The sequence below is a fragment of the Spirosoma pulveris genome (assembly GCF_054781875.1).
Genome location: NZ_BAAGTO010000001.1, coordinates 700,929 through 715,576 on the forward strand (window position 1 = coordinate 700,929; position 14,648 = coordinate 715,576).

At 50.7% G+C, this 14,648-nt stretch carries 8 protein-coding genes; 5 read left to right on the forward strand and 3 right to left on the reverse strand.

Going from position 1 to position 14,648, the window contains the following annotated elements; all coding sequences use genetic code 11:
* Nucleotides 1-9: 9 nt before the first annotated feature.
* Nucleotides 10-1,251, forward strand: a complete 1,242-nt coding sequence (locus ACYVJM_RS02850) for a BamA/TamA family outer membrane protein (RefSeq protein WP_461146690.1) — start codon at nucleotides 10-12, stop codon at nucleotides 1,249-1,251.
* An 84-nt stretch (nucleotides 1,252-1,335) separates the two neighbouring features.
* Here ACYVJM_RS02850 and ACYVJM_RS02855 read toward each other — a convergent pair whose 3' ends face one another.
* Entirely contained in the window at nucleotides 1,336-2,826 is a 1,491-nt protein-coding gene (locus ACYVJM_RS02855; RefSeq protein WP_461147723.1) for a DEAD/DEAH box helicase, read from the reverse strand.
* 324 nt (nucleotides 2,827-3,150) lie between these two features.
* On the opposite strand from ACYVJM_RS02855, the gene ACYVJM_RS02860 reads away from it, so the two are divergent.
* The 4 genes from ACYVJM_RS02860 (at nucleotide 3,151) to ACYVJM_RS02875 (ending at nucleotide 11,433) form a co-directional block, all read left to right on the forward strand.
* Complete coding sequence (locus tag ACYVJM_RS02860; protein WP_461146691.1) at nucleotides 3,151-7,449, forward strand: T9SS type A sorting domain-containing protein; 4,299 nt, start codon at nucleotides 3,151-3,153, stop codon at nucleotides 7,447-7,449.
* A gap of 66 nt (nucleotides 7,450-7,515) precedes the next feature.
* Entirely contained in the window at nucleotides 7,516-9,621 is a 2,106-nt protein-coding gene (locus ACYVJM_RS02865) for a TonB-dependent receptor (RefSeq protein WP_461146692.1), read from the forward strand.
* Nucleotides 9,622-9,715: 94 nt separating this feature from the next.
* The gene (locus tag ACYVJM_RS02870; protein WP_461146693.1) at nucleotides 9,716-10,351 is read left to right on the forward strand and encodes an ABC transporter ATP-binding protein; all 636 of its coding nucleotides are present in this window, start codon (nucleotides 9,716-9,718) and stop codon (nucleotides 10,349-10,351) included.
* Nucleotides 10,352-10,359: 8 nt separating this feature from the next.
* Nucleotides 10,360-11,433, forward strand: coding sequence for a hypothetical protein (locus tag ACYVJM_RS02875; RefSeq protein WP_461146694.1), 1,074 nt, complete (start codon nucleotides 10,360-10,362; stop codon nucleotides 11,431-11,433).
* Nucleotides 11,434-11,583: 150 nt separating this feature from the next.
* Here the strand turns inward: ACYVJM_RS02875 and ACYVJM_RS02880 are convergent, their stop codons facing one another.
* Complete coding sequence (locus ACYVJM_RS02880) at nucleotides 11,584-14,250, reverse strand: ABC transporter permease (RefSeq protein ID WP_461146695.1); 2,667 nt, start codon at nucleotides 14,248-14,250, stop codon at nucleotides 11,584-11,586.
* On the reverse strand, nucleotides 14,247-14,582 hold the full coding sequence (locus ACYVJM_RS02885) for a PadR family transcriptional regulator (RefSeq protein WP_461146696.1): 336 nt from the start codon (nucleotides 14,580-14,582) through the stop codon (nucleotides 14,247-14,249). The genes ACYVJM_RS02880 and ACYVJM_RS02885 overlap by 4 nt, the downstream gene beginning before the upstream one ends.
* Nucleotides 14,583-14,648: the final 66 nt, after the last annotated feature.

Consider the following 14,648-nt stretch of genomic DNA (forward strand, 5'->3'; position numbering starts at 1 on the left):
AAGCCATTCATGAAATCTGTTTCTAGTTTGCTGGTGGGTGTTCTGGCAATTTGGTCTTCAGCTGCAGTCTATTGTCAGTCCATTCAACTACCGCTTAAGGATTCAGTTTCTCTTGAAAACGCTCCCCGGCGTAAGCCTGTTCAACAGCAGGATATTGCCGACTTTGTTAAACGATTATACCCACGCCTGCACATTACTCCGCACGACTCGGCTACGCTTCAGGAAGGAAAACGCTTTGTGCTGGTCATCCCTCAGGTGGGATATACATTACAAACACGGGCACTGGTAGCTGTGCTGGTGAACACCCCGTTCCGTATGGCAAACGCCAACATGTCGTCCATTACGGGTCAGCTTTCATACACCCAGAACAATCAGATTATACTAACCGCCAACTCATCCATCTGGGCGCGCAACAACCGCTTTCTGTGGACGAACGACTGGCGGCTGATGCACTACCCACAGGCAACCTATGGTTTAGGCATGTACACGACCACCGACCGGGTCATTAACATGGATTATTCGTATTTCAGGTTTCACCAGAACTTTCTACGCAGGCTGGCACTCAATTTATATGCTGGCTTAGGCTATAACCTGGACCTTCACTGGAATATTGATAGTTATAATAGTCGGCGGGAAGTAACCCGCATTTCGAGATATTCCCAGGGAATCGAGGGGCGATCGGTTTCATCGGGGCCTACCGTACATGTGTTGTATGACAATCGTCAGAATGCCATTAATCCAAGTGGCGGACTCTTCGTTAATGCCATGTTTCGAGCCAACCTGAATTGGCTGGGAAGCGACGAAACGTACCAATCCGCCCTTCTGGATGTTCGCAAGTACATCCATCTACCCGGAAATTCTGACAATATACTGGCCCTATGGTCGTATAGTGCTCTCACGTTGAACGGAAATCCACCTTTTCTGGACATGCCCAGTACGGGTTGGGACAATACGGGCAATGTAGGCAGGGGGTTCATTCAGGGGCGATTCCGGGGCAAGAATCTGTTATATGCCGAAACCGAATATCGTTTTAACCTAACTGCCAATCGGCTACTGGGGGCAGTCGTTTTCGCCAATGCCCAAACCGTGTCGGAACTGACCAGCGGCCAATTTGAAAAGGTGGTCCCAGCCGTGGGCGGAGGTCTTCGAATTAAAATGAACAAGATCTCCAGAACCAATCTATCCATCGATTACGGGTTTGGCTTTGACGGATCGAGCGGCCTTTTCTTTAACCTTGGTGAAGTTTTCTAAGTAGGTATTATACGGAGAGGAGGTCCCTGACAACCGGCAAACGGTTGTCAGGGACCTCCTCTCTGTAGTTAACTAAGACCTAAATTAGTTCTCGGCTACTGGAGTTGACTCCGTTGGTTTCCGGGACTGTGTCTGCTGGTTCGCTTCCTGCCCTTCGCCTTTCGGTCCCCGCCGACGTTTTTTACGACGTTTTGATTTCTCGGCCGCATCGCCAGTCGACGTAACGCCACCAACATTCAGAACAGCTTCGGTAGCTACAGCCGCCTTTGGTTCAGCCAACCCGACCGCATCGCCTGTACGCGGCTGCCCGTTTCTGGCGTCATTCCGGCGTTCACCCTGGCTGCGGTCTGCGCCGTTATCCCGACGTCCGTCGCGTCGTCTACCTCCATCCCGTCCTCCCTTACCCCCGGCATTGGCACCACGAGCGTTTCCACCCCGCGAACTATCGCCCCGGCGCCCACTGAACCGCTTTGGATCGAACACCGGCGATTTGCCCATGCCCAGCTCTTCGGTAATGGCTTGTTTGTCTACCTCGCGCTCGATGAGTTTTTCAATGCTGACGATCCGATTCTGATCCTGATCGCTCACGAAGGTAATGGCCGTTCCGGTCGTGGCGGCCCGTGCTGTCCGGCCAATCCGGTGAACGTAATCTTCAGCATCGCGGGGAATATCATAGTTCACGACGTGCGTCAGGTTGTCGATGTCGATGCCCCGCGACAGAACGTCGGTAGCAACCAGGATTGGGAACGCTTTATTTTTAAAGTCCCGCAGTACGACCTCGCGGTCATCCTGCTCCAGATCGGAGCTAATGCCACGGGCTTCGTAATTCAGCTTACTCAATGCACGAACGATGCTATTGACTTCCGATTTACGGGAGGTAAACAAAACCATGCTTTGCACCGGCTTGGTGCTGTTTTTTATTAAATGAGCCAGCAGAGGCAGTTTCTGATTGTCGAACGCCATATAGAACTGCTGATCGATACCCGCAGCCGGTTTCGAAACGGCCAGCCGGATTTCTTCAGGCTCCGTTAATATTTTCTTCGAAAACTCCCGGATTTTATTGGGCATCGTCGCCGAAAAAAGCAGCGTTTGGCGTTTGGCAGGAATCTTCTCGACAATATTCATGATATCGTCCGAGAAACCCATGTCGAGCATCTTGTCGGCCTCATCGAGTACCAGATAGTCGATCTTATCAAATTTTACGTAGCCTAGCTGCATGTGCGCAATCAGGCGTCCGGGTGTGGCAATGATAATATCGGCGCCCGTTTCGAGCGCTTTTCGCTGCTTATCCCAGTCGTCGCCTTTTCCCCCACCGTAAATCGCAATGCTGTTGGCCTGTACGAAATACCCAAAGCCTTCTACCTGCTCGTCGATCTGTTTGGCCAGTTCCCGTGTAGGCACCAGAATGAGCGTACTGGTATGGTCGTGGTCGGTATGGGAGATTTTGTCGAGAAGGGGAATAAGGTAGGCAGCTGTTTTGCCGGTGCCCGTCTGCGCACTGGCGATCAGGTCTTTTCCGGCGAGGATTGTTGGGATAGCCATCTCCTGAATCGGAGTGGCTTTTAAGTAATTCATGGCGTCCACACCGGCCAGCAGGTCGTCGTGGAGATTAAATTCCTGAAATGTCAAGGTTACAGCTTAATGATGGTGAAAAACCGCTGACCTTCACTTCCGGGCCAGCAAACCGCTTGATTTGAAACAAATATAACGAAAAAGCCGTACAAATACCGCATTCTCGGGGCCATCTCTAGCCAGTGATTACGCAATTGGAGCGACTCAAAAAAAATGAACACAGATGTATACCAATATCATAAATTCACAAATTTATAGTGTTGCGTATATACATCTGATATTATTTACTTAATATTGAGATTTATTAAAGTTGAATTTTACATCCACATGCGTAACGTTTACTTAGTCTTTCTTCTAGTACTTAACAGTGCTTTTGTTTTTGCTCAAACCCTGAGCGTTGAATCCATACCCAATGCCTGTTTGGACCAGGAAAGTCTGCTTACCTACAGCTCCACCGCGACCTTTTCTGCCGATAATGTTTTTACCGTCGACATACGCGGTTACTACAACGAATCGTATTCAAAAACATTTACAGCCACCCAAAAAAACGGAAAAATAGCCCTGATCGTCAAGGATCTTAACTTTCCTGACTTTGTCCTTCAGAGTGGATTGCAGATTCGTTTGTCCTCCACGAAGCCCGCGCTAACAAGTGCGTGGTCCAGCTATTTTAACCTGTACCGAAGAGCAACGGTTAAACTCACGGCCCCAACCACTCAGGTCATCAATTCGCTGGAACCAATTGGGTTACCGTTTGTAGCAAATGGATCAGGGCCAATAACTGTTGTCTTATCGGATAGCAGTGAGTTTTCAATCCCGGGTGGTTATTACTCCTCGAGTACCTTTAACGCTACCCAATCGGTGAATCCCAAAGCCACCACTACCTACAGCATTGCCAAGGTCAGTAACATGTGTGGTGTGGGCGTGGGCAATGGGTCCGCTACGGTGCAGGTCAACCCCATCAGTGTTCGAACGGCATCCGTTAATTCCAATCAATTGTGTGTTGGCAGTGAGTTACGCGTCGGGTACTCAACACAGGGCAGTTTTGCGGCTACCAACCAATTCAAGATCCGGCTCACCAGCTACAATGTCTATTCCGGTCAGGAATACCCTTCGATCAGCTACGAGTTCGATGCTGTGCTGGATAATGATCTTTTAAAAGCGACGATCCCGTCCACGGTGTCCGCCCAGTCAAATTATACGGGCTCTTACTATTCCGTCCGGATACGGTCCAGTGCCCCCGCCACCCTCAGCGACCATGCGGGTTATTACGTTGCCATCCGACCTACGCCCACGGTCGAATTCACGACGGAAAGTCGCACGATTGCGCCCGGTCAAAGTGCCGACATGGGGGTTAAATTTCAGGGGCAACCCCCGCTAAGTGCGCTCCTGAGCGATGGAACGATTCTGCGCTCCGAGTATTACACAGATTACCCCGTGTTAACCTCCGTTCGGCCCAGCCGGACCACTACCTACACCGTTCAGTCCTTCCAAACGGGCTGCGGGTCCGTTCCAGTTAAAACAACAAGCAGCGTTGTTATAACCGTCAGTCCGGGAATCACCATCGACTCGGTCAGCCAGGGACCCATTTGCGAAGGGCAAACTCTGCGAATCAAGTTTTTTCATAACCTTACACTCGGTGCCAGCAACCAGTTCATGGTTCGTTTCCGACACAGTTCCGGTGTACTGTCTGAGGCTATCGCGGCACAGCAACAGGGGAACTACCTGATTGTGAAGGTACCCTCGTTTGCCTTATCGACAAGCCAGAACTATCGCAATCAGGCCTTTACCATCCAGGTCAGCAGTACACAGCCGGCTTATAGCTCTGAAGAGAAAGGTTCGTTAACCATTCAAACATATCCCGGAATGCGCTGGTCGGACAATAATATCTATACCCTAGACAAACCGCAGCAACAGGTAAACTGGTACTGGTTTGGCGATGGAGGTGGCCCCTACCAGCTTGAGATGGAAACCGGTGAAAGCGCCGGAACTACCATCTGGGATAATGTGTCAGGGATTTCAGTGCCGGGTAATATGTCCCGAAACTTCCGGGTAAAGTCGATCAAAAATGCCTGTTTCGTTACCAATAACCCCTCTCAGGTGTCGTTGACGGTTAAGAATACGGACGGTTATTTTATTTATGTCAAACCCTATAAAGGGATTGCCTGTCAGGGCGACAGTATGGAACTTAGCTTTGAGACAACCGGCGCGTTTGCACCCGGCAATCAATTCCGTATCCAGGCGCGGGGCGGTAGTTCGTGCTGCGATTTTCCGGATACCTGGGCAACGACCACAACAGCAGGAACTATCAAATTTAAACTCCCAACCGAATTTGGCTGGTACAGCACCGGCGGCAGTGAAGTGGCGTTCCGCATTGCCTCCACAAATCCGGTTGTATTCAGTGAAGATCGGGCTTTGAGCATTCATCGTCCGGTTTATAGTATAAATATCAGCGGGCTGCCGGAAGACCTGCTGCAGCCCGGCACCGTCAACCGAACCATTAGTTACTATGGTGGCACACCAATTACGATTAATTATACCCTCGGGGGAGCCAACTATAATCTCGTCTCATCGGGTTGGTACAGTACAGATATCAGTTACCCGGTTAATAGCACGACAACCTTTACCGTCAATTCAATTGCCAATGCCTGCGGTCCGGTACCGGTCAACCAGTCGACGACCCACCGGATTCTTCCTTATATCTTAAAAACGCCATCCATTGCCGGGCAATCGTACGAACCCGTTTCCTTTTGCGCCGGGAGTACGCTCACCCTACCCTACCTGATGATTGGACAGCCCGATCCGGCCATCAGTATTTCGGTCCAGTATCGGCCAGTCAGCGCCACAGAATTTCGTACCCTGGCGACGTCCATCCGAACAAATCCGGTAGCCATCACGCTACCCGATACCCTGCAGGCGGGCGATTACGTGATTCGGCTGGTTTCGAACCTGGCTATTGCATCGGCTAACCAGACGATTCGGGTGCGCCGAAAAGCAACGGCGCTGGTAACAACAGAAAGTGGCGCTTCAACGCTCGAAATGTATCCCGGCGGGTCGGCCGCCTTACGGATGAACTTTACAGGTTCGCCCGACTGGACCGTTTTGTTTACCAACGGGCTTCGGCAAGTGTTCTCAGCTAGTCCGAGCACAACCTATGTGAACCCTAAATCAAAGACTACATACACTATTCAGGCGGTTTCAAATTCCTGCGGTTATGGTACGGCATCGGGCGAGGTTTCCGTCCGCATCAGACCTACTTTATCGATCAGTTTGAACACCAGTTCGCTCTGCGTTGGCACTAAAATTCCTATCACTTATAATGCCCATGGCGATTTTGAACCCGACAACCGAATAAAAATTGGTTTGGTTGAAGGAACTACGGTGCGTTGGCTCGACTCCACCAAAACCACACAGGGAACCTTTCAGCTTACCCTGCCGGGCAGCCTGACGGCAGGCGGTAATTATACGCTGAAACTGGTTTCTACGAATCCGGTTCAGGAAACACAAACGAGTTTATTACTTTTATCGCCCCCCGTCGTTACCCTCGGTGGCAACGCCATAATCAATCCGCAACAAACCGCCATCATTCGCCTAAACTCAAACCAGCCATTCAACGGCTATAATTACCCCATCCGGTACACATTATCCACGGGTGAGTCGGGCGAATTTTATCCCTGGTCGCCGGTGTTGGATCTAAGCGTCAGACCAACCCAAACCACTACCTATCGATTGGCAGCTGTATCGAATAGTTGCGGGACAGGTCAATTCTCAGGCTCCGCCACGGTAACCGTCAACCCGCCCTCCGACCGTCAGATAACGACCCTGGAAGTCAATAACTCCACAATGATCTGCTCAAATGATACCGTACGGGTAGTTTTTGACACAAAAGGAGCGTTCTCCGCCACGAATCGATTCACGGTACAATTGTCTGATTCGACCGGCACTCAGTTCAGTGACCTAACCACCTTTAATACAACAAGTCCGCTAAAAGCGCTGATTCCGGCCAATATGCCCCGTGGCTCGTTTTATCGGGTACGAGTAGTGGCGTCGGATGCGGGCGTAATCAGCTCAACCAACCCCATACCACTCTTGCTTCGGCTGGCGGCAACAGCCGCTTTTGAATCGGCGACTCTTGGCTTCACTCCGGGAAAGCCGGTGAAGTTGAACATAAACCTGACGGGCGACGCCCCCTGGACAGTCCGGATCGGGAATGAATTCAATCCGGTCACTACGCTGTACGCAAACAGTTCGCCTTATTCCATTGACCTGTCGCCGACGGCGGCCTCTACCATTTACAAATTATATCAGGTAACCAATGGATGCGGGGTCGGTAAATTAGCAGAACCTTCTGTGGTTCAGATCAGTGTACTGACGGCCAATGACCCGGCTCTGGGAAAGCAGTTCGTGGTGTACCCGAACCCAACTACCGGTGCGGTGACGATTCGGCAGGAAGGGTCGGCAACGCCCTATCGAACACGCATAACTGACCTTCAGGGGAATGTGCTACAGCAAAAAAGTTCGGCAAAAGAGATTGACGGACAAGACCTGTCCATACTGCCAACCGGCGTATATTTGCTGAATATTGAAACAGATAAAACCAGTGTAATTTATCGCATTCTTAAACACTGACGGGTTCAGGCAGCAGAAATAACTCCTGTTCCAACCTGTTATCTGTGCTGCAACCTTTGCCCGGTAATGAAAAAAAGACTACTCCTGTTTTGTTTCCAAGTTTGTATTCAATCCGTTTTCGCCCAGACGTCAACGCCCTCACTGGAAGATACCCTTCAGTTAAACGAGGTAGTTGTGCGGGGGTATGCCTCCAACCGTCGATTGCTGGAAACACCGGCTTCGATCGGGCTCCTGTCGCGCCGTGATCTGAACCAACGTTTCGGCACGCCTACGCTGGTACCGGCCCTGAACACCTTACCGGGTGTTCGGGCTGATGAGCGATCGCCGGGGAGTTACCGGCTGGCTATTCGGGGAAGTGCCATCCGGTCGCCGTTTGGGGTTCGGAATATCAAAGCCTACTGGAATGAGCTACCGCTTACCGATGCGGGCGGTAACACACCCCTCAACGCACTGGATGTGCGGGCACTGGGGCGTATTGAGGTCATCAAAGGACCGTCCGGCAGTTTATACGGAGCCGGAACCGGAGGCACCATTCTGTTCAGCGGCTTAGGCGTACCGGCGGGTCAAACCAGTGTGGAAGTATCAGCCCTGGGCGGCAGCTACGGCCTGTACGGCAATGGCATTTCGGTACAGACCGGCAAAAACAACTCGGCCATTTCGCTCAACTATAACCATTTACAATCCGACGGCTATCGCGACCAGAGCGCCGTGGTGCGGGATAACCTGAGTCTGGTGGGCTCGTTTAACGTCAGCCCCAAACGAACCATTTCGGTGCTGGCCCTATACTCCGACCTGCATTATCAGACACCGGGTGGACTAAACGAGGCTCAGTTCCGCGCTAACCCCCGCGCTTCCCGTTTTGCCACTGCCACCTTACCCAGCAGTGCCGCCCAACAGGCAGGTATCTATCAGAAAGTGGGTTACCTGGGCTTTTCGCACGAATACCGCTGGAATGACCGGATTCAGAACACTACGGTTATTTATGGCTCTACCACCGACTTTGCGAACCCATTCATCACCAACTATGAGAAACGCACCGATCAGGGGCTTGGCGGTCGAACCATTACCCAGATACGCTTCCCGAACGGACCACTTCCAACCGTCGTGACAGTAGGCGCCGAATACCTGCGCAACTTCACCGTCGACCGGAATTTCGGGAACCGGGGCGGCATTGCCGATACGATTCAAACCGATGAAGAACTCATTGCCCGGCAGTCGACGGTTTTCCTGCAAACCGAAACGGAGTTGCCCGCTCGTTTCCGGCTAACGGCCGGTTTGAGCCGAAATGACATTCGCTATGGCTTCACCCGTTTTTCAACGCGGGCGGCTGGTGGTGCTCCGGCTATTCCATTAACCCGGAACTTCACGCCCGTATGGTTGCCACGCGTTGCGTTACTGCGCACCTTCGGCCAGAACGTTTCGGCTTTTGCGAGCATCAGTACCGGCTATTCGGCCCCATCGACGCAGGAAGTACGGCCTTCGGCGGGTGGCTTTAACACAACGCTCAATGCCGAACGGGGAACGAGTTATGAGGTGGGCTTACGCGGGTCGGCTTTCCGAAGCCGGTTACGGTTCGACATAGCAGCTTATCAGTTCCGACTAACCGAAACGATTGTCAGGCGGTCGGATGCCGCCGGTGCCGAGTACTTCGTCAATGCGGGTCGCACCGATCAGCGAGGGCTGGAAGCTCAGCTGAGTTACGATTTTTTCTCCCCCGCCTATTACCTGTCGCCAGCTGCGTTTTTCTCGGTGGTAAGGCTCTGGAACAGCCTCACCCTCACCGAATACCGGTTCCGCGATTATAAGCAGGGTACGGCGGATCTATCCAACAACAAGGTTCCGGGCGTAGCGCCGACAACGAACGTAACGGGTTTCGACGCGGAGACAAAACTGGGCATCTATGCACACGTTACGTACCAGTTTCTGTCGCCTTTCTACCTCAACGATGCCAATACTGTCCTTGCCGACCCCACACAGCTGCTTCAGGCCACCCTGGGATTCCGGCATTCGCTTGGTAAAAACTGGACGATCGATGTGTACGCCAGTGGCGATAATCTGCTTGACCGAACCTATTCGTTGGGCTATGACCTCAACGCCGTTGGTAACCGGTACTACAACGCAGCCCCCGCCCGAAATGGCGTTGGTGGCGTTCGGTTACGGGTGAAATGGTAATTTATAAAGGACAATGTATAATGGAGAGTGAAGGATAGTGATTTATATTCTTAATTATCCATTATACATTCTTCACAACACATTACAAAAAGTCTTGTTAACCGTCACCAACTTCACCAAAGCCTACAGCGGTCAACCCGTGCTGACGGTGCCCGAATTGCATTTGCCGCCTGGCTTCCATTATTTCCGGGGTGGGAATGGGTCAGGTAAAACGACGTTTTTTCGAACGGTAGCCGGGCTGCTGCCTTTCTCCGGAAAAATTGAACTCGAAGGTAAATTTGACATTACCCGTGACCCGGTAGCTTACCGGATGCGGGTCAACTATGCCGAAGCTGAGCCCGTTTATCCTACCTTTCTGACCGCCCGCGACCTGTCTGGATTTGTGGGAAAAGCGAAGAAAGCACCCGCCGGACAAATTGAATCGCTGTCGAAACTGCTGGGAGTCGATACATTCTGGACACAGCCAACCGGCGAGTTTTCGAGCGGAATGCTCAAGAAATTATCCCTACTCCTGGCGTTTCTGGGCACCCCTAGTCTGGTGCTTCTGGATGAGCCTCTCACAACCCTGGACGTGGCCACCGCCGATAAACTGTTCGAGTATATCCGGCAACTCCGCACCGATCAAAACGTTTCGTTCCTGCTTACCTCGCATCAGGACATTAGCCTGACCGAACTACCCTTAACGAGTACCTGGCAGGTTGGCAATGGTATTATTGTCCCTACAACTTAAGCCTGGCTATGCTAATCGTATTAAACCGGGTCTTTGTACGTGCCTTTTATGCCCGAAACGCGGGTACGTTTCTGGTCATCCTTCTGCTTGCTTTTGGTTTTTTAAGTGCCGTGGAGCATAAGGCGTTGATTACGGCGGCCCTTGGTTCATCTTTACTGCTGGGCATCGTTTTTGTTTTGTGGGGTCTGTACCTCCTCAAAACCGTATCATTTATCCAGCAGGAATTAACGGTCCCCGAGCACTTGTTTTTGCAAACTTTCTGGCTCATCCCCTCATTGACCAGATGGTTACTATGGCTGATTATTCAGGTAAGTCTGCTTTTACCCATCATTGCTTATGGTGGGTGGATGATTCAGATTGCCAGTGTCTATCAGCGGTGGGATTCCCTAATTGCGATTGTTCTTGTTTTGTCGGGCCTGACTGTTACGGGCGTTGCGCTGGCCGACTATCGGCTGAGGCATCCTAATCCCAGTAGCCTCCGGCTCCCGCAGGTTTCCATTCCATTGCGGTACGAGCTGTTTTTCCCGACCTATTGGCTGCGTCATGAACCCCTATCGCTGGTGCTGACCAAAGCGTTTTCGTGTCTGTTGCTGGTGGGTGTTTGTCGGCTCTACCCCACGGATGACTACGACCAGCGTTTGCTTCTGATTGGACTTTTGCTGGCTGTACTGGGCCATTCACAAGTGGGCAGTCAGGTGAGTGCGTTCGAACGCAAATACCTGCTTTTGTTACAAAACCTGCCCTTTTCCCGTTTACAGCGTCTCAGCCGGTATACACTTATGTATGGACTGATCTGGATGCCCGAGCTACTTGTTCTCCTGCGCAACTGCCCCACCGAGATCCGGCTGGATTATGTCATTTGGCTCTGGCTAACGGGCTGGGGCTGGATTCTGCTGTTGCATGTCCTCGCCTATCCACAAACCATTGATCCTGAACGCTGGCTTTCCGGTGTGCTGGCCGGTTTTATTGGCGGACTGCTGGCCATTATGTTCGGCTTGCCAGTAGGTATCTGGCTAATTGCAGGTTGGTTAGCAGCGTTGGGAGTGTGGTTTCGATCATCTAAATATGATCCACAGTACTAATTAACGTGAATAATTACCGAGTCGGCACGAGATAGCTGAAAGTCATACCTCAAAATCCATTACTTACGTCAATTAGTACTGTACTTAAGTCCGTCAACTTTCCCGTTCAAAAACTTGCCTCTCAAGTACAATCTTTACCAGCCTCATCTTCTACTCGCTCTTCAGCACGTGCGCGGGATTCTTTCGGGCGGCTTTCAGGGTTTGTGAACCAATCAGGAAGAGAGCCAGCAGCATAACAATAAATGCGCTGAGGAGAAGCTCGCTTAAGCCAATGGGTTGGTGATAGGCGAAATTGACCAGAATGACTTTGTCAAAAAAGAAGTAAGTGACCGGCAGGGCGATCAGGGCGGCCACTGCCAGAAGTCCTAAAAACCCCCGACTCAATAAATAGATCAAACCTCCTTCACTGGCACCCAATACTTTGCGAATGCTGATTTCCTTTAGCCGGGTTTCGGCTGTGAATACGACCATACCGAATAAACCCAGCGATGAGATACAGATGGCCAGGAAAGCGATGAAGCCAATTACCTTGAGCATCATCGAATATTGACTATAGGCATGTTCAATCTGGTCATCGTAAAAGGTAGCATCGAGCGGATGAACTTTATCGATCTTCCGCCAGGCATTGTCAATACTGGCCAAGGTACCGGGTATGTCGGTAGTCGAAATTTTTACATTCAGATACCCTCTGTTCTCATTGGAATAATAGCGAAAGGCCATGGGCTCTATTTTATTCTCCACAGTGCCATAATGAAAATCTTTTACGACACCCACAATTGCTAATTTCCGACCATCGGTCGTCACCATTTCACCCAGTGCGTTGACCGGGTTACGATGGGCGATATTGAATCGTTTAAGGAGTTGCTCATTGACAATAATTTCGGTTTCAGCGCCTTCAACGGGTCGAGTCGTAAAGTTTTTACCTGCTATCAACTTGTGCTGGTGCAGCGGCAGGTGTTGTGCATCGACGAAGTTGAGCCAAACCCTGGCTGAATCCTGCATGTCTTTGTACTTCATCGTGGAACCCGACAAACTGCCCAGGCTGGTCACAATGTGCGACCTGGCTATATCTTTCACCGCCGGTATTTCGCTTAGTTCCTTTTTAAGAAGGGTGCTGTTATTTCCCTGCATCCGGATGTTTAAAATATTCTCGGTGGTAAAACCTAAATCAAGCGAAATGAAACTCCGGTATTGCTTGTAACCGATCAGGGTGGTGGAAATGAAGAGTAGCGAGATCGTGTACTGAATAATGATCAATGCCTTTCTTAGGCTAACCCGCCGGAATACTTTAATGGAAGACGCATCCCGAAGCACCTGAAGTGCGTTGATCCGGGCGAAGAACAAAGCGGGCAGGAAACCAGCAGCAAGGCCAACGGCTGTCGCCAGCGCCAAAAAATAGAGAATTAGCCGACCCGACAAGTCAAGGGAAACCATATTTTCTATAAATGGATTGAGGGCCATGAACTGCGTACGCAGTATCAGAAACAAACCTACTGACAGCATAAGGGCCATCAACGCGATGATCACCGACTCAGCCAGAAACTGCCCCAGCACATGACTCTTGAGGGCACCGATGATTTTACGAATACCTACTTCACGCGAGCGCCTTAACGAACGGGCAATGGAAAGATTGGTGTAGTTGAAGCAGGCAGAAAGAATAATCACAAAAGCCAGGCCAGCCAGAATCCAGGCAACTACTGGCGGAATACTGGGGCCAATCTCGTTTGCATAATGCGTTCCTATCGCAATTTTAGAGAGAGGCTGTAGCGAGAGCGTTATTTTTCGGTTTTTCAGCAACACATTTTCAGAAGCACTTAACCGATCCAGATTGCCCTGAATGGTTTGTTGGTTTACATTTTCAGGAAGAACCAGATAAACGTAGTTCGTGTATATATTCTCCCAACTGGCGAGTTCACCATCCATATCCGATTTTATCGATTCAAGCGTCGTAAAGGAAACCAGGGCTTCAAAACGAAGGTGCGACAGCTTGGGAACATCTTTTGCGATTCCGGTAATCGTATACGTGAGGGTATCAAACCGAAGCGACTTACCGAGTGCATTGACATCACCAAATAATTTCTTAGCCGTCTTTTCGGTCAAAACCAGTGAATAGGGTTCTTTCAGTGCTGTAGCCGGGTCGCCCTGGAGCAAAGGAAACGTAAATACCTTAAAGAAGGATTGATCGGCCCATAGGGCTGTCATGGGCACTTTTGTTTCGGCATTTATCTGCGCATCGCCCGAGAACTCCCGCCGAATCAACGTACTTTGTTCAATACCACCGATGGTCTCCCGAATCTTTTTCCCCGCTTTTATCGATGTGGATGCGAAGTTCATCTCAGGCTGACCCACCGATTGATCGTTGGTGACAACTCGAAAAGTCCGATATTTATTAACCTGAAAATCATCATACGTGAGCAAATCCGTCAAAAAAGCAATGACCAGCAGGCCCACAGACATGCTTACGGCCAGCCCGAAAATATTGATGAACGAAAATAACTTGTTGCGTACCAAACTGCGCCGGGAGGTTTTGAGATAGCTGCCAATCATGATCCAGTGAACAAAGAGGTTTATGAAATCGGGTTTGCGAATGGTATACAGTCTGAAGAATTTCAGCACATCAAGGCAGTAGATCAGCCGGGCCTGTTTGGCTCCTTTAGCCAGCACATTCCGGTCAAAGTATTCATTCAGATCGCCCTGAAGGTCTTCCAATAAGTCGGGGCGGCAATACCAGTTGAGCAGCCGTTGTGCCCAGCGGGGCGGCTGCACGGATTCCGGCTGGTTTTTCACGTCATCGTTCTGGCTGGTGGATCGTTTCATATCGAACCCTCCAGGTTAAAACCAGGAATAATCCGCCAGAGGGATTCCCGCACGTCTTTGGCGTGGGTTAGTGCTACTTTTCCGGCATGTGTTACTTCGTAATAACGCTTGCGTTTGCCCCCACGGGCGTTCGTTGCCTCTCCCATCCGGCTTTTTACCAGCCCCTTTTCTTCCAGTCGATTCAAAACGGCATGAACAACGCCCAGCTTTGCCGCCCGCCCCGTGTGCTTTTCCAGTTCATCACAAACAGCCACGCTATACGCATCGTTGACTAAAGCCGCAATGGTAAGCAGCACCAGTTCTTCAAATTCTCCCAGGTTTGTTCCCTTCATGGGCTTACTTTATTTGTAGTAAATCTCATTAATTCACTAAATGTATGTAATATACTTTTATTAATA

Coding starts and splice junctions, on each gene's coding strand:
- ACYVJM_RS02855 (WP_461147723.1), bottom strand. CDS start 2,826: ATGAATTACTTAAAAGCCACTCCGATTCAGGAGATGGCTATCCCAACA.
- ACYVJM_RS02850 (WP_461146690.1), top strand. CDS start 10: ATGAAATCTGTTTCTAGTTTGCTGGTGGGTGTTCTGGCAATTTGGTCT.
- ACYVJM_RS02885 (WP_461146696.1), bottom strand. CDS start 14,582: ATGAAGGGAACAAACCTGGGAGAATTTGAAGAACTGGTGCTGCTTACC.
- ACYVJM_RS02860 (WP_461146691.1), top strand. CDS start 3,151: ATGCGTAACGTTTACTTAGTCTTTCTTCTAGTACTTAACAGTGCTTTT.
- ACYVJM_RS02865 (WP_461146692.1), top strand. CDS start 7,516: ATGAAAAAAAGACTACTCCTGTTTTGTTTCCAAGTTTGTATTCAATCC.
- ACYVJM_RS02880 (WP_461146695.1), bottom strand. CDS start 14,250: ATGAAACGATCCACCAGCCAGAACGATGACGTGAAAAACCAGCCGGAA.
- ACYVJM_RS02875 (WP_461146694.1), top strand. CDS start 10,360: ATGCTAATCGTATTAAACCGGGTCTTTGTACGTGCCTTTTATGCCCGA.